The 21,009-nt window shown below is 69.9% G+C and carries 20 protein-coding genes; 4 read left to right on the forward strand and 16 right to left on the reverse strand.

Annotation, left to right across the window (positions count from 1 at the left end; translation table 11 throughout):
* Positions 1–61 precede the first annotated feature (61 nt).
* Positions 62–841 (forward strand): chaplin, encoded by a 780-nt coding sequence (locus CACI_RS46840; RefSeq protein ID WP_015796918.1) that lies wholly within the window; start codon positions 62–64, stop codon positions 839–841.
* A gap of 377 nt (positions 842–1,218) precedes the next feature.
* Here CACI_RS46840 and CACI_RS41365 read toward each other — a convergent pair whose 3' ends face one another.
* On the reverse strand, positions 1,219–3,771 hold the full coding sequence (locus CACI_RS41365) for an ATP-dependent Clp protease ATP-binding subunit (RefSeq protein ID WP_015796919.1): 2,553 nt from the start codon (positions 3,769–3,771) through the stop codon (positions 1,219–1,221).
* Positions 3,772–4,087: 316 nt separating this feature from the next.
* On the opposite strand from CACI_RS41365, the gene CACI_RS41370 reads away from it, so the two are divergent.
* Positions 4,088–4,654, forward strand: coding sequence for a hypothetical protein (locus CACI_RS41370; protein ID WP_015796920.1), 567 nt, complete (start codon positions 4,088–4,090; stop codon positions 4,652–4,654).
* A gap of 106 nt (positions 4,655–4,760) precedes the next feature.
* Here CACI_RS41370 and CACI_RS41375 read toward each other — a convergent pair whose 3' ends face one another.
* From CACI_RS41375 to CACI_RS41425, 12 genes are all read right to left on the reverse strand, one after another.
* Positions 4,761–5,099 carry a histone-like nucleoid-structuring protein Lsr2 gene (locus CACI_RS41375; protein WP_015796921.1) on the reverse strand — a complete coding sequence of 113 codons (339 nt, stop codon included), beginning with the start codon at positions 5,097–5,099 and terminating at the stop codon, positions 4,761–4,763.
* Between the two features lie 99 nt (positions 5,100–5,198).
* Positions 5,199–5,717 carry an amino-acid N-acetyltransferase gene (locus tag CACI_RS41380; RefSeq protein WP_015796922.1) on the reverse strand — a complete coding sequence of 173 codons (519 nt, stop codon included), beginning with the start codon at positions 5,715–5,717 and terminating at the stop codon, positions 5,199–5,201.
* The gene (locus CACI_RS41385) at positions 5,714–7,045 is read right to left on the reverse strand and encodes a globin domain-containing protein (protein WP_190276693.1); all 1,332 of its coding nucleotides are present in this window, start codon (positions 7,043–7,045) and stop codon (positions 5,714–5,716) included. Before CACI_RS41385 ends, CACI_RS41380 begins: the two co-directional genes overlap by 4 nt.
* A 21-nt stretch (positions 7,046–7,066) precedes the next feature.
* The gene (locus tag CACI_RS50740) at positions 7,067–7,255 is read right to left on the reverse strand and encodes a hypothetical protein (RefSeq protein ID WP_015796924.1); all 189 of its coding nucleotides are present in this window, start codon (positions 7,253–7,255) and stop codon (positions 7,067–7,069) included.
* Positions 7,256–7,308: 53 nt separating this feature from the next.
* On the reverse strand, positions 7,309–8,829 hold the full coding sequence (gene lysX / locus CACI_RS41390; protein ID WP_015796925.1) for a bifunctional lysylphosphatidylglycerol synthetase/lysine--tRNA ligase LysX: 1,521 nt from the start codon (positions 8,827–8,829) through the stop codon (positions 7,309–7,311).
* 182 nt (positions 8,830–9,011) lie between these two features.
* Positions 9,012–10,052 carry a hypothetical protein gene (locus CACI_RS41395; RefSeq protein WP_015796926.1) on the reverse strand — a complete coding sequence of 347 codons (1,041 nt, stop codon included), beginning with the start codon at positions 10,050–10,052 and terminating at the stop codon, positions 9,012–9,014.
* 156 nt (positions 10,053–10,208) lie between these two features.
* A complete protein-coding gene (locus CACI_RS41400; protein ID WP_015796927.1) occupies positions 10,209–10,997 on the reverse strand; it encodes a type III pantothenate kinase in 789 nt (262 codons plus the stop codon).
* Positions 10,998–11,001: 4 nt separating this feature from the next.
* Positions 11,002–11,910 carry a carboxylating nicotinate-nucleotide diphosphorylase gene (gene nadC, locus CACI_RS41405; protein ID WP_015796928.1) on the reverse strand — a complete coding sequence of 303 codons (909 nt, stop codon included), beginning with the start codon at positions 11,908–11,910 and terminating at the stop codon, positions 11,002–11,004.
* Positions 11,910–13,583, reverse strand: a complete 1,674-nt coding sequence (locus CACI_RS41410) for an L-aspartate oxidase (RefSeq protein WP_015796929.1) — start codon at positions 13,581–13,583, stop codon at positions 11,910–11,912. The genes nadC and CACI_RS41410 overlap by 1 nt, the downstream gene beginning before the upstream one ends.
* Before the next feature lie 38 nt (positions 13,584–13,621).
* Positions 13,622–14,041 (reverse strand): aspartate 1-decarboxylase, encoded by a 420-nt coding sequence (gene panD / locus CACI_RS41415; protein ID WP_015796930.1) that lies wholly within the window; start codon positions 14,039–14,041, stop codon positions 13,622–13,624.
* Positions 14,041–14,907, reverse strand: coding sequence for a pantoate--beta-alanine ligase (gene panC / locus CACI_RS41420; RefSeq protein ID WP_015796931.1), 867 nt, complete (start codon positions 14,905–14,907; stop codon positions 14,041–14,043). Before panC ends, panD begins: the two co-directional genes overlap by 1 nt.
* Positions 14,904–15,791, reverse strand: a complete 888-nt coding sequence (locus CACI_RS41425) for a Rossmann-like and DUF2520 domain-containing protein (protein WP_015796932.1) — start codon at positions 15,789–15,791, stop codon at positions 14,904–14,906. Before CACI_RS41425 ends, panC begins: the two co-directional genes overlap by 4 nt.
* A 162-nt stretch (positions 15,792–15,953) precedes the next feature.
* On the opposite strand from CACI_RS41425, the gene CACI_RS41430 reads away from it, so the two are divergent.
* Both CACI_RS41430 and CACI_RS41435 read left to right on the forward strand, forming a co-directional pair.
* A complete protein-coding gene (locus CACI_RS41430; protein ID WP_015796933.1) occupies positions 15,954–17,201 on the forward strand; it encodes an FUSC family protein in 1,248 nt (415 codons plus the stop codon).
* A gap of 66 nt (positions 17,202–17,267) precedes the next feature.
* A complete protein-coding gene (locus CACI_RS41435) occupies positions 17,268–18,041 on the forward strand; it encodes a GNAT family N-acetyltransferase (RefSeq protein ID WP_015796934.1) in 774 nt (257 codons plus the stop codon).
* Positions 18,042–18,116: 75 nt separating this feature from the next.
* Here the strand turns inward: CACI_RS41435 and fbaA are convergent, their stop codons facing one another.
* The 3 genes from fbaA to CACI_RS41450 all read right to left on the reverse strand — a co-directional run bounded on the left by fbaA (position 18,117) and on the right by CACI_RS41450 (position 20,984).
* On the reverse strand, positions 18,117–19,142 hold the full coding sequence (gene fbaA, locus CACI_RS41440; RefSeq protein WP_015796935.1) for a class II fructose-bisphosphate aldolase: 1,026 nt from the start codon (positions 19,140–19,142) through the stop codon (positions 18,117–18,119).
* 58 nt (positions 19,143–19,200) lie between these two features.
* A complete protein-coding gene (locus CACI_RS41445; RefSeq protein ID WP_223297393.1) occupies positions 19,201–19,947 on the reverse strand; it encodes a DedA family protein in 747 nt (248 codons plus the stop codon).
* A gap of 137 nt (positions 19,948–20,084) precedes the next feature.
* Entirely contained in the window at positions 20,085–20,984 is a 900-nt protein-coding gene (locus CACI_RS41450) for a hypothetical protein (protein WP_143765612.1), read from the reverse strand.
* Positions 20,985–21,009 lie beyond the last annotated feature (25 nt).

The following is a 21,009-nucleotide window of genomic DNA, read 5'->3' on the forward strand; positions in this document are numbered from 1 at the left end:
GTTGGGGCCCGTGAGCCGACCCTTCGGCTCCTTCGAATTCGACGACATCTGAGGTACATCCATGCACGCCTTTGTAAGGAAGGGCCTGTTGCTGTCGGCCGCGACCGGCACGCTGGTCATGGGCTACGCCGGCAGCGCGGCCGCGCAGGACTCGGCGACCACGCACGGCGCGGCCGCCGACAGCCCCGGCGCGGTCTCCGGGAACGTGGCGCAGCTGCCCGCCGACGTCCCGATCCAGGTCTGCGGCGACGCCGGCGCGGCGGGCGCCGGTCTGGTCGGCGCCCGCGACAACGATTGTTGGACCGACAACGCCACCGCGGAGGCCGACGGCGTGGCCGCCGACAGCCCCGGCGCGATCTCCGGCAACGTCGGCTCGATCGCGGCGAACGTCCCGGTCCAGGCCTGCGGCCTGGCCGCCGGCGCGCTGGCCGCGGACGTCACGGCCCACGACAACGACTGTGTGGACCAGGGCACCCACGCCCTGGCCAAGGGCGCGGCGGCCGACTCCCCCGGCCTGGTCTCCGGCAACGTCCTGCAGCTGGCCGCCGACGCGCCGGTCCAGGCCTGCGGCGACTCGGTGGGCGTGCTGGCCTTCGGCGTCGGTGCCAAGGACAACCACTGCGTGAACGGCGCGCCGACGATGGCGCCCCCGCCGGTCATGCCCCCGCCCCCGGTCCCGTGCCCGCCCCCGGTGACCAACCCCTGCCCCCCGCCGCCCCCGGGACAGTGCCCCCCGCCCGGCGCCGAGGGCTGGACCCCCTCCCACGAGGACGCCGCCACCGCCACCCCCCTCGCCTCGGAGATCCCGGCGCTGCTGATGCCGGCTCCGCCCGTCGACTGACCAGCCCCGGCGCACGGCGGCCGCGAGCGTAGGCCGCCCGGTTCTCCCGACAGGTCCAGCAGCGCAACCACGGGGACGCCCCCAGCCGGAGCCGACGTCACTCCGGAACGGGCCCGCGGTCAGGACACTGGACACGACGACGGCCGTTCACCCGCGTACGGGGTGGGCGGCCGTTGGTTTTTTTGCCCGCGGTTGGTGGGTGGGGGCCCGGCGGTGGTGGATGTTCACGACCGCTCGCCGGTCCGAGTCACTGCGATATCCGCGATACCCCACACGAACGGCCGCCCACCCCGTTCCCGGGATGAGCGGCCGCGTGCCGTGCTGTCTTGCTGTCTTGCCGTCGTGCTGTCTTGCTGTCCTGCCGTCTACCTACCGCGTCACGCGCTGACCGGCGGCGTGGCCTCCGGGGCGGGCGGCAGCGTGCCGGACTCCAGCACCGAGGCGTCCTCCGGGACGTCCTCCTTCGGGCCGGCCTTGAAGGTGAAGCGCTGGTCGGACTCGACCGCGCCGGTCTCGGTGTTCTCGTCCACCGTGATCAGCTGGCCCGAGCGGATCTCGCCGAACAGGATCTTCTCCGACAGCGGGTCCTCGATGTGGCGCTGGATCGCGCGGCGCAGCGGCCGGGCGCCCAGGACCGGGTCGTAGCCCAGAGAAGCAATGAGCTCCTTGGCCTTGCGGGTCAGGACGATGCCCATGTCCTTGTCCTTCAGGCGGCCGTCGACCTTGCTCATCATCAGGTCCACGATGGCCACGATGTCGTCCTGGCTCAGCTGCGGGAAGACCACCGTGTCGTCGACGCGGTTCAGGAACTCCGGGCGGAAGTGCTGCTTCAGCTCGTCGTTGACCTTGGCCTTCATCCGCTCGTACGGCGCCTTGGTGTCCCCGGAGGCCGCGAAGCCCAGGCCGAAGCCCTTGGAGATGTCCCGGGTGCCGAGGTTGGTGGTCATGATGATCACCGTGTTCTTGAAGTCCACCACCCGGCCCTGGGAGTCGGTCAGGCGGCCGTCCTCCAGGATCTGCAGCAGGGAGTTGAAGATGTCCGGGTGCGCCTTCTCGACCTCGTCGAACAGGACCACCGAGAACGGCTTGCGGCGCACCTTCTCGGTGAGCTGGCCGCCCTCCTCGTAGCCGACGTATCCGGGCGGGGAGCCGAACAGCCGCGAGACGGTGTGCTTCTCGGAGAACTCGGACATGTCCAGCTGGATCAGCGCGTCCTCGTCGCCGAACAGGAACTCCGCCAGGGCCTTGGCCAGCTCGGTCTTACCGACGCCGGACGGGCCGGCGAAGATGAACGAGCCGCCGGGGCGCTTGGGGTCCTTCAGCCCGGCGCGGGTGCGCCGGATCGCCTGGGACAGGCCCTTGATCGCCTGGTTCTGGCCGATGACGCGCTTGTGCAGCTCGTCCTCCATGCGCAGCAGGCGGGAGGTCTCCTCCTCGGTGAGCTTGAAGACCGGGATGCCCGTGGCGGTGGCCAGGACCTCGGCGATCAGCTCCTCGTCGACCTCGGCCACGACGTCCAGGTCGCCCTGCTTCCACTCCTTCTCCCGGCGCGCCTTGGCGCCCTGGAGCTGCTTCTCCTGGTCGCGCAGCGCCGCGGCCTTCTCGAAGTCCTGCGCGTCGATCGCGGACTCCTTCTCCTTGCGGACGTTCGCGATCTTGTCGTCGAACTCGCGCAGGTCCGGCGGCGCGGTCATCCGGCGGATGCGCATCCGGGAGCCCGCCTCGTCGATCAGGTCGATCGCCTTGTCCGGCAGGAAGCGGTCGGAGATGTAGCGCTCGGCCAGCGTGGCGGCGGCCACCAGCGCGCTGTCGGTGATGGACACCCGGTGGTGCGCCTCGTAGCGGTCCCGCAGGCCCTTGAGGATCTCGATGGTGTGCGCCACCGAGGGCTCGGCCACCTGGATCGGCTGGAAGCGGCGCTCCAGGGCGGCGTCCTTCTCGACGTACTTGCGGTACTCGTCGAGCGTGGTGGCGCCGATGGTCTGCAGCTCGCCGCGGGCCAGCATGGGCTTCAGGATCGAGGCCGCGTCGATGGCACCCTCCGCCGCGCCCGCGCCGACCAGGGTGTGCAGCTCGTCGATGAACAGGACGATGTCGCCGCGGGTGCGGATCTCCTTGAGCACCTTCTTCAGGCGCTCCTCGAAGTCGCCGCGGTAGCGCGAGCCGGCCACCAGGGCGCCGAGGTCCAGGGTGTACAGGTGCTTGTCCTTGAGCGTCTCGGGCACCTCGCCCTTGACGATCGCCTGGGCCAGGCCCTCCACGACGGCGGTCTTGCCGACGCCGGGCTCGCCGATCAGCACCGGGTTGTTCTTGGTGCGGCGGGACAGCACCTGCATGACCCGCTCGATCTCCTTCTCCCGGCCGATGACCGGGTCGAGCTTGCCCTCCCGGGCGGCCTGGGTCAGGTTCCGGCCGAACTGGTCCAGGACCAGCGAGGTGGACGGCGTGCCCTCGGCCGGACCGCCGGCCGCCGCGGCCTCCTTGCCGCCGCCGGAGTAGCCCGACAGCAGCTGGATGACCTGCTGGCGCACCCGGTTCAGGTCCGCGCCCAGCTTGACCAGGACCTGCGCGGCGACACCCTCGCCCTCGCGGATCAGGCCGAGCAGGATGTGCTCGGTACCGATGTAGTTGTGGCCCAGCTGCAGCGCCTCGCGCAGCGAGAGCTCCAGGACCTTCTTGGCCCGCGGGGTGAAGGGGATGTGCCCGGACGGAGCCTGCTGGCCCTGGCCGATGATCTCCTCCACCTGCTGGCGGACCGCTTCCAGCGAGATGCCGAGGCTCTCCAGAGCCTTGGCCGCCACACCCTCACCCTCGTGGATGAGGCCGAGGAGGATGTGCTCGGTCCCGATGTAGTTGTGGTTGAGCATCCTGGCCTCTTCTTGGGCCAGGACGACGACGCGCCGTGCGCGGTCGGTGAACCGTTCGAACATTCCTCATCGCTCCCCGGAGCGTCGCGGGCTGACGTATGGATCGATAGTGCAGATCGTGCGCTTGCCCTGGTGTGTTGCTGGTTCCGTGCGGTGCCAAACCATCGGCTCCGCCCCTGTGGTGGCAGGCGGGCTCGCAACCGATGCTAGTCCCGCCGTCCCGTGCAGGTGGGGCGACTTCCCCGCTGTGTCCGGGGCCGTCACACCTCCCAAGGCTTTCAGTAGGTCCAACTCGCCGCCTCTGACGTGGTGTTCCCGGTAGCGGGGTCCCAGACCCGAATAGGCTGTACGCCAAGAGCGAACGGGGAGGTCGATCCACATGCCGGACGTGGTCTCCGTACCGGAAGCCGCGGGGCGCGAAGCGCTGTCCAGGCTGCTGGGATACGGCCAGCCGGCGGTCGCGCCGGGACCGGTCGCCCTGTCGGCGGGCGGCCGGGTGCTGTTCTATGTGGCCGACGGAGGCGCCCAGGACCTGCCCGAACTGCTGGAGTGGCTGGACTGGGGCGGGGTCCGGCTGGACCTCACCGCCGTCCCGGCCGAGGAGCTGGCCGATCCGCCGGTGCGCTGGCTGCACCCCTCCACCGTCCCGATGCAGCGTCCGGGGACCGACAGCCGGCGCGGGAGCGGCGTGAGCGGGTCGCACACCCCGAATGCCCCGCGCACCCTGAATGCCCCGGACACCCCGGACACCCCGGACAGCACTGACGCCACCGGCGATGCCGGCGGCGTCCGAGGAGCCCGTGAGGGCGTCGCAGCGGCCCTTCCCGGCACCGCGCGCCGCCCCGCCTACCCGACCCCGGGGTTGCCCGAAGCCCCGGAGCTGATCGCCCTGCTGGCCACCCTGGCCGCGGCCTGCCACCGGCTGGCGGTGGCCGCCGCGCGCTGAGCACGGCCGGCCCGGGGCGCCCAGGGCGCCCCCGGCGCGGTCCGCGCCGGTGCCGACACCCCCCGCGACGTCGGCCGAGTGCGGCTCGGCCGGGTACCGGGAGGCATTAGTGGGCGGCGTTGTAGCGATTCATCAGGTCGGTCGGAATACGGCCGCGGTCGCTGATTTCCACGCCCTCGACGTTCCGCAGCCATTCACGGATGTGCTTGGTGTCGCGGCGCGCCGGACCCGTGCCGTACTTCCGGCGGCCAGAGGCGGAGGCGGACTGCGCCGTCACCTGGGTCGCGGCACCGACGTACTTCTCGAGCGCCTTGCGCAATTCCTTCTCATGCGACTCGGACAGGTCGATCTCGTAGGACTTCCCGTCGAGACCGAACTTCACAGTGCTCGCGCCCTCGGAGCCGTCGAGGTCGTCGTGGAACACCTCAATGGTGCGCTTGGCCATCGGGCGGCCCGCCTTTCTCCAGTTCTGGGATATACCTCCAGTCAGCAAAGCGCATTCCGCTGATGAAATCAAATCCCGCACCGGTCCCGCGGTGAGGTCCTACAAGATCCGCAGCATGCGCGTATTGCCCAGAGTGTTGGGTTTGACCTGCTCCAAGTCCAAAAACTCCGCGACCCCGCCGTCGGGGGACTTCGACAGTTCGGCTTCGATCTGCGGCGGGACCGGGACCCCGCTGATCTCGGAGAATCCGTGCGCGGCGAAGAAGTCCACTTCGAACGTCAGGCAGAACAGGCGGCGAACGCCGATCCTGGCGGCGGTACGGACTAGTTTGTCAAGGATTCGCGCACCTACCCCCATACCCCGGCATTCCGGGTCCACGGCCAGGGTGCGCACTTCCGCGAGATCCAGCCAGAAGACGTGCAAGGCGCCGCAGCCGACCACCCGGCCGTCGCCGTCGTGTTCGGCCACCCAGAACTCCTGGATGTCCTCGAAAAGCGTCACGTCCGGCTTCTGGAGCAGGATGTCTTTGTACCGGCCCAGCAGTTCGCGGATCGCGCCGACATCGTCGGTACGGGCCCGGCGCACGGTGATATCGGCGGCGGACAGAGGGGTCGTCATCCGAAAAGGTCGCTTCTCACGTCGGCGGGATCGGCCCCGGCGGCGGCCAGGACGCCGAGGCAGGCCTGGACCGTGCCGGTCGAGCCGACGGCCACGCCGCCCCACCCGGACAGTGTCCCGCCGTCGGCCAGCCGCTTGACGTATTCGTCCAGATGCTGAGGCAGCTCCTCGGCGGCACCGAGGAACACCACGACCGCGTTGCCGTGCGCGGCGGCCAGCTCGGCCAGCCGTTCGGTGAGGTAATGCGCCTGGTCGGCGTCCTCGCCGCCCGCGGCCTCGGCAGCCGGCGCGGCAGCCTTCGCCGTCTTTTGAGCTTTCTTGGCCGCCGCCGGACCCGCCTTGGCCGCGCCGGCCTTGGCGGTCTTCTTGGCCGCGGCGGTCTTCTTGGCGGGCTTCGCGGCGTTGAGGGAATTCCCGACCACGATGTGCACCGGACGGTCGTCCCCGGCCGCCGCCGCGTCCTGCAGCAGGGCGGCGATGGGTGCCAGACCGGTCCCGTGCCCGACCGCGATCAGCCGCGAGGCGCCGGCCGGAAAGGCCAGGTCACCGGCCGGGGCGGCGATCCGGATCCGGTCGCCGATCTCCAGCTCGTCGTGCACGACGTTGCTCAGCCGGCCGTCGGCGGTGCGCTGGACGTGGAACTCCAGGACCGAGTGCTCCGGGTCCTCGGCGCCGGCCTCCGGCGCCGCGGCGAACGAGAAGTCCCGCCACACCCAGGGCAGCCGCCCGAGCTCGATCGCGGCGTACTGTCCGGCCTGGTAGGGGTACGGGAACGCGGTGCGGACCCGCAGCCGGACCACGTCCTCCCCCATCCGGTCGACCGCGACGACCTCGGCCTCCCAATAGGCCGGTCCCTGCGCGTCGGCCTCGGCGGCGATCCCGAGCATCGCCGAGGCGACCATGGTGAGCTCGTCGACCCAAGCGGCCGCGGCCTCGTAGGTCCAGGCCTCGCCTATGGTGCGCTCCAGGGCCGTCATCACCGAGCCGGCGAAGGCCCGGTAATGCGGCTCGCGGACCCCGTATTTGCGGTACTCCAGAGCGAGTCTCCGCAACAAGGGCAAGAGCGTGCCGGGGCGGTCCAGCCCGGCCAGAACCCGGGTCGCGGCCTCCATCGTGCGCTCGTCGCGCCGCGCCTCGTCCCCGGCCGCGAAGTACTTGCGGTATCGCGGGTTGGAGGTGAAGAAGTCCTCGTACAAAGAATTGGTAAAAACTTCCGGCCGCGCACTGACGGCCGCGAACCCTTGCCGGACCAAAGCCAGCGCCTGCGCGCGGCCGGCCAACAGATCGCCGTTGAGGTTTTCGCCGTCCACAGCCAGAGCTTCCGTCACGCGCACGACATTAACAGGACGCTATGCGGTGTCCGACCGTGAGCCGGATTTCGGACCAAAGCGCGGATCATTGCGCTCTGCTTCCAGCTCGCGCGCCCGTGACTCAGCCCTCTTCTGAGGGTTCTGCGACACGACAATGAGCCTGATGACGTAGATGAACGCTACCGCCACCACGAACGACGGTACATAAAGGCCCAGATTGCCCATCATCGTGTCGCTTCCCCCTCGACTCAACGAGGTGTTTGTCGGTCCTGCCAGAGTACCTACGCGGGCTTCACGAACGGGAACAGGATGGTCTCCCGGATCAGCCGCCCGGTGAGCGCCATCAGAATCCGGTCGATGCCGACGCCGATTCCGCCGGCGGGCGGCATCGCGTATTCCAGAGCCCGCAGGAAGTCCTCGTCCAACTGCATCGCGTCCGGGTCTCCCCCGGCCGCCAGCAGCGACTGCTCGGTGAACCGCTCGCGCTGGTCCACCGGGTCGATCAGCTCGGAGTAGCCGGTCCCGATCTCCGCGCCCCAGCCGACCAGGTCCCAGCGCTCGGCGAGCCGCGGATCGGTGCGGTGCGCCCGGGTCAGCGGCGAGACGTCCTTCGGGAAGTCCCGGTAGAACGTCGGCAGGACCGTCTTGTCCTCGACCAGGTGCTCGTACATCTCCAGCACCACCTGGCCGCGCGTCCAGCCCGGGGCGTAGGGGATGCCGGCGGAGTCGCACAGCTTCTTCAGCGCGCCGATCTCGGTGTCGGCGGAGATCTCCTCGCCGAGCGCGGCGGAGACCGCGTCGTTGACGGTGACCGACTTCCAGTCCCCGCTGATGTCGAACTCCTCGACCTCCCCCTCGGCGTTGAGCCGGCGGGCGACCTGGGAGCCGAAGATCGCCTCGGCGCCCTCCTGGATCGTCTGCTGCGTCAGCTTCTGCATGACGTCGTAGTCGCCGTAGACCTCGTAGGCCTCCAGCATGGTGAACTCCGGGCTGTGGGTGGAGTCCGCGCCCTCGTTCCGGAAGTTCCGGTTGATCTCGAAGACCTTCTCCACGCCGCCGACCAGCAGCCGCTTGAGGTACAGCTCCGGGGCGATGCGCAGGTAGAGCTTCATGTCGTAGGCGTTGATGTGGGTCTCGAAGGGCCGGGCGTTCGCGCCGCCGTGGATCGGCTGCAGCATCGGCGTCTCGACCTCGGTGTACCCGCGCCGGCCCAGGCTGGAGCGCAGCGAGCGGACCAGGTCCGAGCGTGTGAACAGCATCCGCCGCGCCTCGGGGTTCACGATCAGGTCGACGTACCGCTGGCGCACGCGCGCCTCCGGGTCGTTGAGTCCCTTGTGCTTGTCCGGCAGCGGCCGCAGGCACTTCGCGGTGATGGCCCAGCTCTCGACCATGATGGAGAGCTCGCCGCGCCGCGAGGTGATGATCTCACCGGTGACGCCGACCAGGTCGCCGAGGTCGACGTCGCCCTTCCAGTTCTCCAGCGACTCCGCGCCGAGCCGGTCCAGCGAGAACATCGCCTGGATCTCGAACTCGCCCTCGCGCAGCGTGGCGAAGCACAGCTTGCCGCCGGTGCGCGAGAGCACGACGCGCCCGGTGATCCCGGCGCGCTGCCCGGTGGCGACGTCCGCCTCCAGATCGCTGTATTCGGCCCGGAGCTCCGCGACGGTCGCGGTCCGCGGGTACCCGACCGGGTACGGGTCCACGCCGCGCTCGCGCAGTTTGTCCAGCTTCTCCCGGCGGATGCGGATCTGCTCAGGGAGGTCGGACTCGGGCTGCGCCGGAGGCGGGGTGGTTTCGGTCATGGGTCAAGGCTACTTGGCGGGGTTCACCGGGCCGCAACCGAATACCATGTGGCGGGCTGATTCGGTCGGGGTGCGGTCGAGGACAAGCTCGATGGCGCGGTCAGCGGCGGTACCCGGTGAGGGCGCTGTCCGGTCCGGGCGCGCTACCCGGTGAGGGCCCTATCCGGTCGTTCGCGCTCCGCTCAGGCGCTGAACGCCGGGTAGCGCGGCAGATCCGGCACGAGCCAGTCCTCCGTCCGCGCCAGCAGCGCCCGGAAGACCGCCGCGGCGGCGGGCAGCTCCTCCGCGCGCTCCAATGCGGCCGCCGTCACCTCCCACCGGTAGCGCAGCACCTGCCGCACGCTGGCGATCGGATCGCGCTTCCGGTTCATCGGCCGGTCCTCCTCCACGGCGCCCGGCATCAGCCACTGCGTCATCGCGACCACATAGGCGACCGACGCCAGCCGCACCCCGGGGCGCCAGATCCGGTCGTCGGCCAACTCCGGATAGACCCGCACCACCTCGCCGCGATAAGCGCGCTCCGCTTCCATCGAGAAGCTTTTCGGCAGCCGGTACACACACCAGCAACTCCCGAACGGCATCCGGCTGTAGGAGGCGTCCAGGAAGACCGAGTGGAATCCCGCGCCCTCGAAATCGATCGGCCGCAGTCCTTCGGGCGTCAGCAGATTGTTGTCGGGGCAGATGTCGCCCGGCGAGAAGACCCGGAACCGGTCGTGGTCCAGGGCGGTCACCGCGTCGAGGTCGGCGGCCAGCCCTGGCGGCGCCGCGACGTCGAGCACCTTGAGGAGGTCCGGCAGCTTCGCCATGTCCTCGGTGACCCACTGCCCGGACGCCTGCCCCAGCTCGCTCTCGCGCCCCGCGGTCTGCACGGCGAGCCGCCCGTACGTCGTGGCCCACTGGATGAGCGCCGCGCGGGCCTGTTCCGCATCGCCGCCGAGCAGCAGATCGGCGAGGTTCGGGGCGTCGCCGAGGTCTTCCATGACGATCAGCAGGTGCTCCGCGTCCTCCGCGAGCAGCCGGGGACCCAGGTCCGTCAGCCGCAGCCCGCCGGCCTCAGCGGCATAGGCGGCGTGCTCCTTATGGGCTTTGAGGATCACCGTGTCTCCGGCGGCCGTGCGCACCCGCAGCACCGTGCTCCGGTGGCTCCCGCCGAGATCGACCGGGTCGGTCAGCTCCGTGCCGAGCACCGCCGAGGCCGCTGCGAGGATCTCCGTCGTTTCCACCCGGTCATGCAAACACGCGGACGGGGCGGCGGCCGAACGGTTTTCCGTCGGCCGCCGCCCCGCGTTCCGTCTAGCGTTCCGCGTATAGCGGTCCGTATAAGCCGTCCGTATAGCGGTCCGTATAGCGTTCTGTGTTCTGCGTCCCGCCTCGCCGAATCAGCTCGCGCTGTTCCGCTCGTACACCAGCCGCAGCCCGACCAGCGTCAGCCACGGCTCGTGCACGTCCACCACTTCGGACTCGTCCAGCACCAGCGCCGCGAGCCCGCCGGTGGCGACCACCGTCACGTCGTCCGGATCCTCGGCCATCTCCTCGGCCATCCGGTGCACCACTCCGTCGACCTGCCCGGCGAACCCATAGAGGATTCCCGACTGCATGCACTCGACAGTGTTCTTCCCGATGATGCTCCGCGGCTTCGTCAGCTCGATCTTGCGCAGCTGCGCCCCGCGCATCCCCAGCGCCTCGACCGATATCTCTATCCCGGGCGCTATCGCCCCGCCTAAGAACTCGCCCTTGGCCGAGACCGCGTCGAAGGACGTCGCGGTCCCGAAGTCGACCACGATCACCGGTCCGTCGTACAGGTAGTGCGCCGCGAGCGCGTTCATGATGCGGTCCGCGCCGACTTCCTTGGGGTTGTCGACCAGGATCGGCACCCCGGTCTTCACCCCGGGCTCCACCATCACCGTCGGGACGTCGCCGTAGTGCCGCTTGCTCATGTCCCGCATCTCGTGCAGCACCGAGGGCACCGTGGAACAGATCGACAACCCTGTGAGCCCGCCGGGCTTGCCGGCCGTCGAGTGCTGGCTCAGCAGTCCCTGCGTCATCACCGACAGCTCGTCCGAGGTCCGCCGCGGGTCCGTGGCGACCCGCCAGTGGTCGACGATCTCCTCGCCCTCGAACAGGCCGTAGACGGTCTGGGTGTTGCCGACGTCAATGGTCAGAAGCACAGAGCTACTTCCCTTCTTCGCGGAAGTCCGAGCCGACGTCCAGGATCGGCGCCGAGTGCGTCAGCGCCCCGACGGAGATGTAGTCCACACCGGTCTCGGCGACGGCGCGCGCCAGGTCCAGCGTCAGTCCGCCGGACGCCTCCAGCCGGGTCCGTCCGTACAGCTCATTGCGTCCGGTCACCTGGACCGCCGCTCGCATGCGCTCCGGCGTGAAGTTGTCCAGCAGGATCAGCTCGGCGCCGGCCGCGAGCACCCCGGGCAGCTGCTCCAGCGAGTCAATCTCGACCTCGATCGGCAGTCCGGGATGCGCCTTGCGCACCGCCTCGAAGGCCTCGACGACGCCGCCGGCGGCCACCACGTGGTTGTCCTTCACCAGTCCGGCGTCGGACAGCGACATGCGGTGGTTCTCGCCGCCGCCGCACCGCACCGCGTACTTCTCCAGGGCGCGCAGTCCGGGCGTGGTCTTGCGGGTGTCACGGATCTTCGTACCGGTGCCCTCTACCGCGTCCACCCATAGGCGGGTCTGCGTAGCGACCCCGGAGAGGTGGCACAGGAGGTTCAACGCTGTGCGTTCCCCGGTGAGGAGGTCCCGGGTGGCGCCGGTGACGGTGAGCAGCACGGTCCCGGGCTCGACCCGGTCGCCGTCCTTCACGGCCTGCCGGATCTTCGCCGTGCCCTGCGACACGAGATCGAACACCGCGGCGGCGACCGGGACGCCGGCGGCGACGCCGACCGCGCGGGCGGCGAAGTCCGCGGTGTCGGTTGCGTCGGCGGAGACCGTGGCCTCGGTGGTGACGTCCGGACCGTCGGCCAGGTCCTCGTCCAGGGCCATCATGATCACCGAAGCCACGTACTCCGGGTCCAGGCCGCCGTCGGTCAGGGCTTTGGCGACGTCCGGGGACAACGAGCTCATCAGGGCTTCACTCCATCCATCTCTGCGCTGCGCAGCGGCTGCTTCTCGGTGACCAGCTTGCCGGTCCCGGGGTCCAGGCGGGTCGCCAGCCGCACCAGCCAGCGGTCGGCGCTCTCCGGGAAGTCTTCGCGCCAGTGCGACCCCCGGGTCTCGTTGCGCAGGGACGCGCCCTTCACCAGCGCGCTGGCGAGCAGGTGCAGGTTCGTCGCCTCCCACGCCTCCAGGTGCGGAGCCTCCGCGCCGCGCTCGGCGAGCCGCTCCAGCTCGTCGGTGGTGCGGTCCAGCGACTCCGCGCTGCGCAGCACTCCCGCGCCGGCGGTCATGGTGTGCTGCACCTCGGCCATCACCGACGGCTCCAGCAGCACGTCCACCACGTCCTCCGGTGCCTCGACCGGCACCGGGGTCTCCGTCCAGGGCAGGCGCTTGCCGAGGTCCGCGCCGATGCGCTCCGCGAACACCAGGCCTTCCAACAGGGAGTTGGACGCTAGGCGGTTCGCTCCATGCACTCCGGTACAGGCGGCTTCTCCGCACGCGTACAAGCGGGGAATGGAAGTACGTCCCCATATATCCGTGCGCAGGCCGCCGGACGCAAAGTGCTGCGCCGGTGCGACCGGGATCAGATCCTTGGCCGGATCGATCCCGTGCTTGAGGCAGGACTCGCGGATAGTGGGGAACCGCGTACGCCAGAGCTCATCAGAGAACTCAGCTACGCCGGTCCGTGCGTCGAGCCACATATGCGGCTCTCCGGTCTCCGCCATACGCCGCATGATGCCCTTGGCGACGACATCGCGCGGCGCCAGTTCGGCTAGTGGATGCTGCCCGACCATGAAGCGGACGCCGTCGCCGTCCACCAGGTGCGCGCCCTCGCCGCGGACCGCCTCGGAGATCAGCGGCTGCTGACCGCGCGCCGCGCCTCCCAGCCACATCACCGTGGGGTGGAACTGCACGAACTCCAGGTCCGCGACCGTCGCTCCGGCGCGCAGCGCCATGGCGACGCCGTCCCCGGTGGCGACCGAGGGGTTCGTGGTGGCGTCGAAGACCTGCCCCATGCCGCCGGTGGCCAGCACCACGGCCTTGGCGTGCACCGCGCCCACGCCGTCGCGCGCGCCCTCGCCCATGACGTGCAGCGTGACGCCGGCGGCGCCGCCGTGCTCGTCCTTGAGCAGGTCCAGCACCAGCGCGTGGTCGATGACCTCGATCTCGCCGATGGTGTGCTCCAGCGCCGCGATCAGCGCGCGGGAGATCTCCTTGCCGGTGGCGTCGCCGCCGGCGTGGGCGATGCGGTGGACCAGGTGCCCGCCCTCGCGGCCGAGCGCTATGTCGCCCTCCGCGGTCTTGTCGAACTCCGCGCCCAGGGCGATCAGCCGGCGCACCGCCGCCGGACCCTCGGTCACCAGGATCCGCACCGCGTCCTCGTCGCAGATGCCCGCACCGGCGACCAGCGTGTCCTGCAGATGCGCTTCGGTGGTGTCGCCGACGCCGAGCGCCGCGGCGATGCCGCCCTGCGCCCAGCGCGTCGAACCGTCCTGCAGGCGGGCCTTCGTCACCAGCAGCACGCTGCCGGCCTGCCGCGCCGCCAGCGCCGCCGTGATGCCGGCCACGCCGGAGCCCACCACGACCGTGTCCGCGTACGCCCGCCACCCCGGATGGGGTGCCCTCAGCCGCTGGACCATGTTCTTTTCCCCTTACGTACCGGTTGGCCGGTACCCCGTCAGTTCGCGGTGACGTCGCCCCGGCTCAATACCTGTGAGCCCGGCACCGGCTCGGCCGGATCGGCGCCCAGGGCGACGATCCGGTTCTCGGTGTCGACGTGCACCACCTTCGGCTGAAGACTACGCGCCTCGACGTCGTCCACCTGCATGTAGGAGATCAGAATGACCAGGTCCCCCGGGTGCACCAGGCGTGCCGCGGCGCCGTTGATGCCGATCACGCCGGTCCCCCGCTGCCCGGGTATGACGTACGTCTCCAACCGGGCGCCGTTGTCGATGTCGACGATCGCGACCTGTTCGCCGGACAGCAGGTCCGCGGCGTCCATCAGGTCCTCGTCGATCGTCACCGAGCCCACGTAGTGCAGATCGGCCTGCGTGACGGTCGCGCGGTGGATCTTCGACTTGAGCATCGTGCGGTACATCAGCGGGCTCCGTGGGGGGTGAGGGTGAGGGGCAGGTTGTCGATGAGGCGGGTGGTGCCGGCGCGCGCCGCCACCGCGAGCACGGCTTGTCCGGTGAACGCCGGCGGGACCTCGGAGAAGTCCCGCGGGTCGACCAGTGCGAGGTAGTCCACGGTCAGCTCGCCGGTCGCGGTGGTCCGCTCCAGGACCGCGTTCGCTGCGTCCCGCACTGCGTCGGCGCCCTCTGTGGCTTTCTCCTGTCCGGCGAACAGTGCGCGCGACAGAGTGAGCGCTGTAGCGCGCTCCTCAGAGCTGAGGTACCGGTTGCGGCTGGACTTGGCGAGGCCGTCCTCGTCCCGGACTGTCGGGACGCCGATGATCTCCACCGGCATGTTCAGGTCCAGCACCATGCGGCGCACCAGAGCGAGTTGCTGCGCGTCCTTCTGCCCGAAGAACGCCTTGTCCGGGTCCGTCAGGTTGAGCAGCTTGTTCACGATCGTCAGGACGCCGGTGAAGAAGCCGGGGCGGAAGGCGCCTTCCAGCGTCTCTCCCATCGGTCCCGGGGTGACCTTCACGATGGGCTGGCCGCCCGGGTAGACCTCCTCCACGGCGGGCGCATAGACGACGTCCACTCCGGCTTCCGCGCAGAGCTTCAGGTCGTCGTCGAGCGTCCGCGGGTAGCGGTCGAAGTCCTCGTTCGGGCCGAACTGGAGCGGGTTCACGAAGATGGTGGCGACGACAAGGTCGCAGTCGTGGCGCGCCTGCTTAAAGAGCTCTAGGTGGCCCTCATGGAGCGCCCCCATAGTCATGACGACTCCGCGCTTCCCATTGGCGAAACCGTCAAGGAAGGGCTGCAGTTCGGCGCGAGTGTGGACGAGCGCGGTCATGCGTCAGGCTCCTTGTTCAGAACTCCGAGCAGCGATTCGGCTTTCTCGGCGGAGAGCAGTCCGGAGGCCATGGCGCGGTCCGCGGTGAGGCGTCCTAGGGCGCGATAGCCACGGGCAGCCTGGGGGTCCCGCTCCGCAAGGACCTCCAGATGCGCCGCCACGGTTCCGGCGTCACCGCGCGCCACCGGACCGGTCAGCGCCAAGTCGCCGGAGCGCAAGGCGTTGTCCAGCGCGGCGCCGAGAAGCGGGCCGAGCATGCGGCCCGGCTCCCGGACGCCCGCCGCGGCGAGCAGGTCCTTGGCCTGCGCGACCAGAGTGACCAGGTAGTTCGAGCCGTACGCGAGGGCTGCGTGGTACAGCGGACGCGCCGACTCCTCGATCCACTCCGGCTCCCCGCCCATCTCCACCACCAGCGCCTCGGCGATGGGACGGAGCGGGTCCGGCGCGGTCACCCCGAAGGAGCACCCGGCCAGCCGCGCCACGTCCACCTCGGTGCCGGTGAAGGTCATCGCGGGGTGCAGCGCGAGCGGCAGGGCGCCGGCGCGTGTCGCGGCGTCCAGGACGGTGTAGCCGAAGCGGCCGGAGGTGTGGGCCAGTATCGTCCCCGGCTTGATCGAGCCGGTCGCCACGAGGCCCTCGATCAGGCCGGGCAGCGCGTCGTCGGGGACGGTGAGCAGCGCCAGGTCGGCGACTGCCAGCACTTCCTGCGGCGGTAGCAGGGGTACGTCGGGGAGGAGCTTGTCGGCACGTCGGACCGACTGCTCGGAGACGCCGGAGGCGGCGACCACGCGGTGGCCGGCGCGCTGGAGGGCGGCGCCGAGCGCCGAGCCGACGCGGCCGGTGCCGACGACCCCGACCGCCAGGCGGGACTCTGCGGAATCCATGGGCTCTCTATCTGTCAACGATCCAGTCCGCTGGGGGTACCAGTCGTATCAAAATGATGGCGCGATCAGGGTATCCCGGAGTGAGCCTCAAGGTCACCATGCGCTGTCTCACGAAGGCGCCGCCTAGCGCCGCCGGCATGATCGGTCTGCCATGATTCCCCCATGCCACGCTCCACGGACTCCGTAGGCGAGTTCACCAGGGAGTTGCTCGACCGTGGCAACATCACCCTGCGCTCCGGGATCGAGCACTCGGTGCAGGTCCTGCGCCTGCACGGGGTGCGGCACTGGTTCAGCCGCGAGCGCGACGCCTTCGCCCAGACGCTCAAGACCGCCCTGGCGTGCGCGGTCGCCTGGGAGCTCGCCAAGCGGGTGATCTATCACGGCCATCCCCAGTTCCACGCGGTCCTGGCGCCGGTGGCCGTCCTGATCACCATGCAGGTCACCATCTACCAGACCTTCCGGCGCGGCCTGCAGCAGGTCGCGGCGGTCCTGCTGGGCGTCGTCGCGGCGCTGGTGATCGGCCGGTTCATCGACCTGACCTGGTACACGCTGTCGATCCTGGTGATCACCGCGCTGATCATCGGCCGGACCCTGCGCCTGGGAACCCAGGTCAACCAGGTCGCGACCACCTCGCTGCTGGTCTACAGCCTGGGCAAGGGCTACGGCGTCGAGCGCATCTGGGACACCCTGCTCGGCGCCGGGGTCGGCGTGGTCGCCAACGCGCTGATCGCGCCGCCGACCTACAGCGCCACCGCCGCCAAGGACCTCGCGGACCTGGCCGACGACCTAGCACAGCTGTGCCGGGACGTCTCCAAGGCGCTGAGCACCAAGTGGTCCGGGACCGACACCCGCAAGTGGCTGGAGCGCTCCCGCGCCCTGGCCGGCGACAGCCACGACGCCGAGGACATCGCCGACCAGGCCGAGGAGGCCGTCCGCTACCACCCCCGGCGCTCCGCGCTCGAGCAGGAGGTCAACCGCGTCGACCAGGCGGCGATCTGCCTGAGCCACGTCTCCTCGCAGCTCAACAGCCTGCTGCGGGGTCTGAACGACCTGGCGAACGGCGCCCGCGGCCTGCCGGCCACCACCGAGGTCCCCGAGGCGCTGTCGATACTGCTGCTGGACGTCGGCCGGGCCCTGAACCGGTTCGGCCGTCTGCAGATCCCGGACCGGGACAGCCGGCAGGTCCTGGAGGAGCTGAAGGTCATCCTCACCGCTGCCGCGGACCATCAGCTCTCGGCGATAGAGGACATGCTCCCCATGGGAGCGAACGCAGTGGAGAAGTGGTCCGTGCACGGGTCCCTGTTGGACGAGGTGCGGCGGATGCTTTACGAACTCGACCCTGTCGACGGTCCGCACTCCCTGGCGATCCCCGAGATCCTCCCCCCACCGGTACCGAGCGCCTCTACGTGAGTAGCCGACTATAAGCGGGTTGTTTTGACCGCGCGCAGTCCCACCGATGTGGGGATGATGCGCGGTATGACTTTCCTGGACCAGAGCGACCGGACCACTGCGGCCGCGGCGCGCCTCTTCGCGGAGCAGGAGGCCGACACTGTCGTCGGCGAGGACGCGGGGATGCTGATGGTGGCGTCAGCGCGTCCCTATCTGCGTTCGCTGTTCTACAGCTCCGCACGGCGGCTGGACCGCGCAGTCCCGCCAGAGAAGGCCATAGCGGCGTTCCAGTCCTTCGGTACGGAGCACGGTCAGCAGCTGAACCTCTGGGTGTCGGTCGACGGAGACACGGACCTTATAGCGGCAGCCGAGAGCGCGGGTATGCAGCGCGGTATAGAGCTGGAGGACATGGGGATCGCTTCGGCGCCCGCAGTCCCCACTCCGGGATTCGACGTCGAACTCGCCGAGGTCCGCGATATCGAGGAGGCGGACTCGTTCGCGGAGGTGCATAGGGCACTGCGGATAGAGGCGGAGCAGGACCCGGAGACAGTGCAGCACTTCGCGTCGCACGCAGTGCTCCTCAATCCGCGCGTCCATGCGTTCGTCGCGTACTTGGAGAGGAAACCGGCTGCCGCCGCCTTGGCGTTCCGGCATGAGGACTCCGCCGGGCTGTTCTGGGTCGCCACCAAGACCTCCGCCCGCAAGCGCGGGCTCGGTGCGCTGGTCTCCGCTGCCGCAGTGGACGGCGCGTTCCGTGCCGGGGCGAAGAGCGCGACGCTGACCGCCACCGCGCTTGGCGCACCGGTGTACCGGCAGCTGGGATTCGAGCGGTTCTCGGGACGTGCGCGGTATTCCTTCTAGGGAAACCGAAAGCGGGGCGTACTCCTCAAATAAGGAGTACGCCCCGCTTAGCGTTGTCTTCGCGGTCTCCGCGGACTACTTCAGCTTCGTGCCCACGGAACGCAGGTCCGTGCACGCCTCGACGACGCGCGCGGCCATGCCCGCCTCCGCCGCCTTGCCGTAGGTGCGCGGGTCGTAGGTCTTCTTGTTGCCGACCTCGCCGTCGACCTTCAGGACGCCGTCGTAGTTCTTGAACATGTGGTCCACGACCGGCCGGGTGAACGCGTACTGCGTGTCGGTGTCGATGTTCATCTTCACCACGCCGTAGTCCAGGGCCTCCCGGATCTCCTCCAGGGTGGAGCCGGAGCCGCCGTGGAAGACCAGCTCGAACGGCTTGTCGCCGTGGCCGGCGTGCTTGGCCGCGACCGCGTCCTGCAGGTCCTTCAGGATCGCCGGGCGGAGCTTGACGTTGCCCGGCTTGTAGACGCCGTGCACGTTGCCGAAGGTGGCCGCCAGCAGGTAGGCGCCCTTCTCGCCGAGGCCGATCGCGTCGACGGTCTTCAGCGCGTCCTCGGGCGTGGTGTAGAGCTTGTCGTTGATCTCGTTGGCGACGCCGTCCTCCTCGCCGCCGACGACGCCGATCTCCAGCTCCATGACGATGTTCGCCGCCGCGCACTTGGCGAGCAGTTCCTGCGCGATCTGCAGGTTCTCCTCCAGCGGCACCGCCGAGCCGTCCCACATGTGGGACTGGAACAAAGGCTGCTGTCCGGCCTTCACCCGCTCGGTGGAGACCTCGATCAGCGGCCGCATGAAGCCGTCGAGCTTGTCCTTGGGACAGTGGTCGGTGTGCAGGGCCACGGTGACGTCGTAGTGGGCCGCGACCACGTGGGCGTACTCCGCCAGCGCCACCGAGCCGACGACCATGTCCTTCACCGAACCGGACAGATACTCCGCGCCGCCGGTGGAGATCTGGAGGATGCCGTCGCTCTCGGCCTCGGCGAAGCCGCGCAGGGCGGCGTTCAGCGTCTGGGAGGAGGTCACGTTGATCGCGGGGTAGGCGAACCGGCCGGCCTTGGCCCGGTCGAGCATCTCGCGGTAGACCTCAGGGGTCGCGATAGCCATCGCTGTTGTCTCCTTGGGTGGGACGGTCGCATTCGGATTAGCGCTGCTGGGGCGCAGTTTACCGGCTGCGGTGCCGGCCGCTCGATGCGACCGAATCCTGGTCGTCGGCCGGGTAGCCGGCGGGCGCGGCCGGGCCGGCCTTGCGGGACTTGCGCCACTCGAAGAAGATCGGCAGCAGCGAGAGCACCACGATGACCAGGGTGATCGGGATGATGTACTTGTCGACCTTGTCGGCGCTGATCACGTTGGACGCCAGCCGGCCCAGCAGCAGCACGCCGTCGGCCCAGATGACCCCGCCGATCAGGTTCGCCACGAAGAACTTCTTGGCGGGCATCTCCAGCACGCCGGCGACCGGGTTCATGAACGTGCGCACGACCGGGATGAAGCGCGCCAGCACCACGGCCTTGGTCTCGCCGTACTGGTGGAACACCTCCTCGGCCTTGTCGACGTGCTTGCGCTTGAACAGGCGGCTGTCCGGCTTGTCGAACAGCGGCCGGCCGAAGCGCGCGCCGAGATAGTGCCCGAGCTGGGCTCCGGCCACGGCGCACACCGGCACCGCCAGCAGCAGCAGCGGCAGCGAGAGGTGGTGGCTGTTGGTCACGCCGGTGGACGTCTTGCCCGACAGGGTGAGCAGGCCGGCGATGAACAGCAGCGAGTCGCCGGGCATGAAGAAACCGATCATCAGACCGGTCTCGGCGAAGATGATCGCGCAGACTCCGAGCACGGCGAAGTTGCCGAGCGCGTTGATCCAGTCCGTCGCGGAGATCGGATTGAAGGCCAGGAATTGGGCCATGGAGGAGGTCACAGGACTGAGGCTACCTTGTCGTTACTACAGCGTGTGGCAGATGGCGGGGGTGCGAACGGGTCCCGGCCTGGTCGGGCCGGGACTCGGGCGACGCGATGAGCCTGTGACCGGGTTGCTGGGCAGCCTCTCGGCGCCGGTCAGCTCGCTTGGTGCAGCGAGCCCACCATACCGAGCAGCGCCGAGTCGTACTCCGGGTCCACGGAGACGACCGCCGCGACCGCGAACGTGGTCGGAGCCGGTGCGCCGGGCGCGGCGTTGAGCTTCCACAGCATCGGCTGCACCCCGGAACCGGTATCGCAGGTCACGGCCCACTCGTCGTAGACGGCGGTCGTCGAGCCGGCGAGCGCGTACTTCGGCGAGGAGCGCAGGAGCACCGAGGTCTTGACCCTGTCGGAGTTCCCGGACGCCGCCGCCGGGCAGGTGATCGCCGAGGCGGAGGCCGCGCCGGCGGGCCACCAGCCGGTGTCCTTGGCCGCGGTGCTCAGCGGCCAGGTGGCCGCCGTGGCGGCGGACGCCAGGTAGATGCCGTCCACGCCGCAGGGCAGCGCCTGCGCTCCGGTTGCAACCGGAGTCGGCGCCGGGCGCGTCTTCAGCGTCACACAGCCGGTGGTGGCGGACAAGGAGGTGAGCTGCCAGCCGTCGGCGAGGGTGAAGCCGACCGTGCCGAGGTTCGAGGCGGTCCCCGCTTGTCCCGCGTTCTGCGCGGGAGTGGGGTTCGAGCCGGTCGGGGCGCCGCCGGTGCTCGGCGCGCCGGTCGACCCGCCCGAGGAGCCCGGCGAGACGGTGGCATTGCTGCTGCCGGAGTCCGACGGCAGCTGCGCACCGGCGACGACGCCGCCGGCCAGCGCGGCCGCGACGGTGACCGGTACCCACATCCGGCGCCACGACCACCAGGCGTCGCGCTTGGCCCGCACCCCCGCCGTGTGCTCGTTCGGCGGGATCCCGGGCCTGAGCGTGGAATGCGTGACGAGTTCACTGCGCGCCTGCAGCGCAGTACGCAGCCTCGTCTCGATTTCTAGCTCGTCCCGCTCTTCCACAGCCCGCACCCCAAAGTGTTGACAC

Source organism: Catenulispora acidiphila DSM 44928 (assembly GCF_000024025.1).
GTDB lineage: Bacteria > Actinomycetota > Actinomycetes > Streptomycetales > Catenulisporaceae > Catenulispora > Catenulispora acidiphila.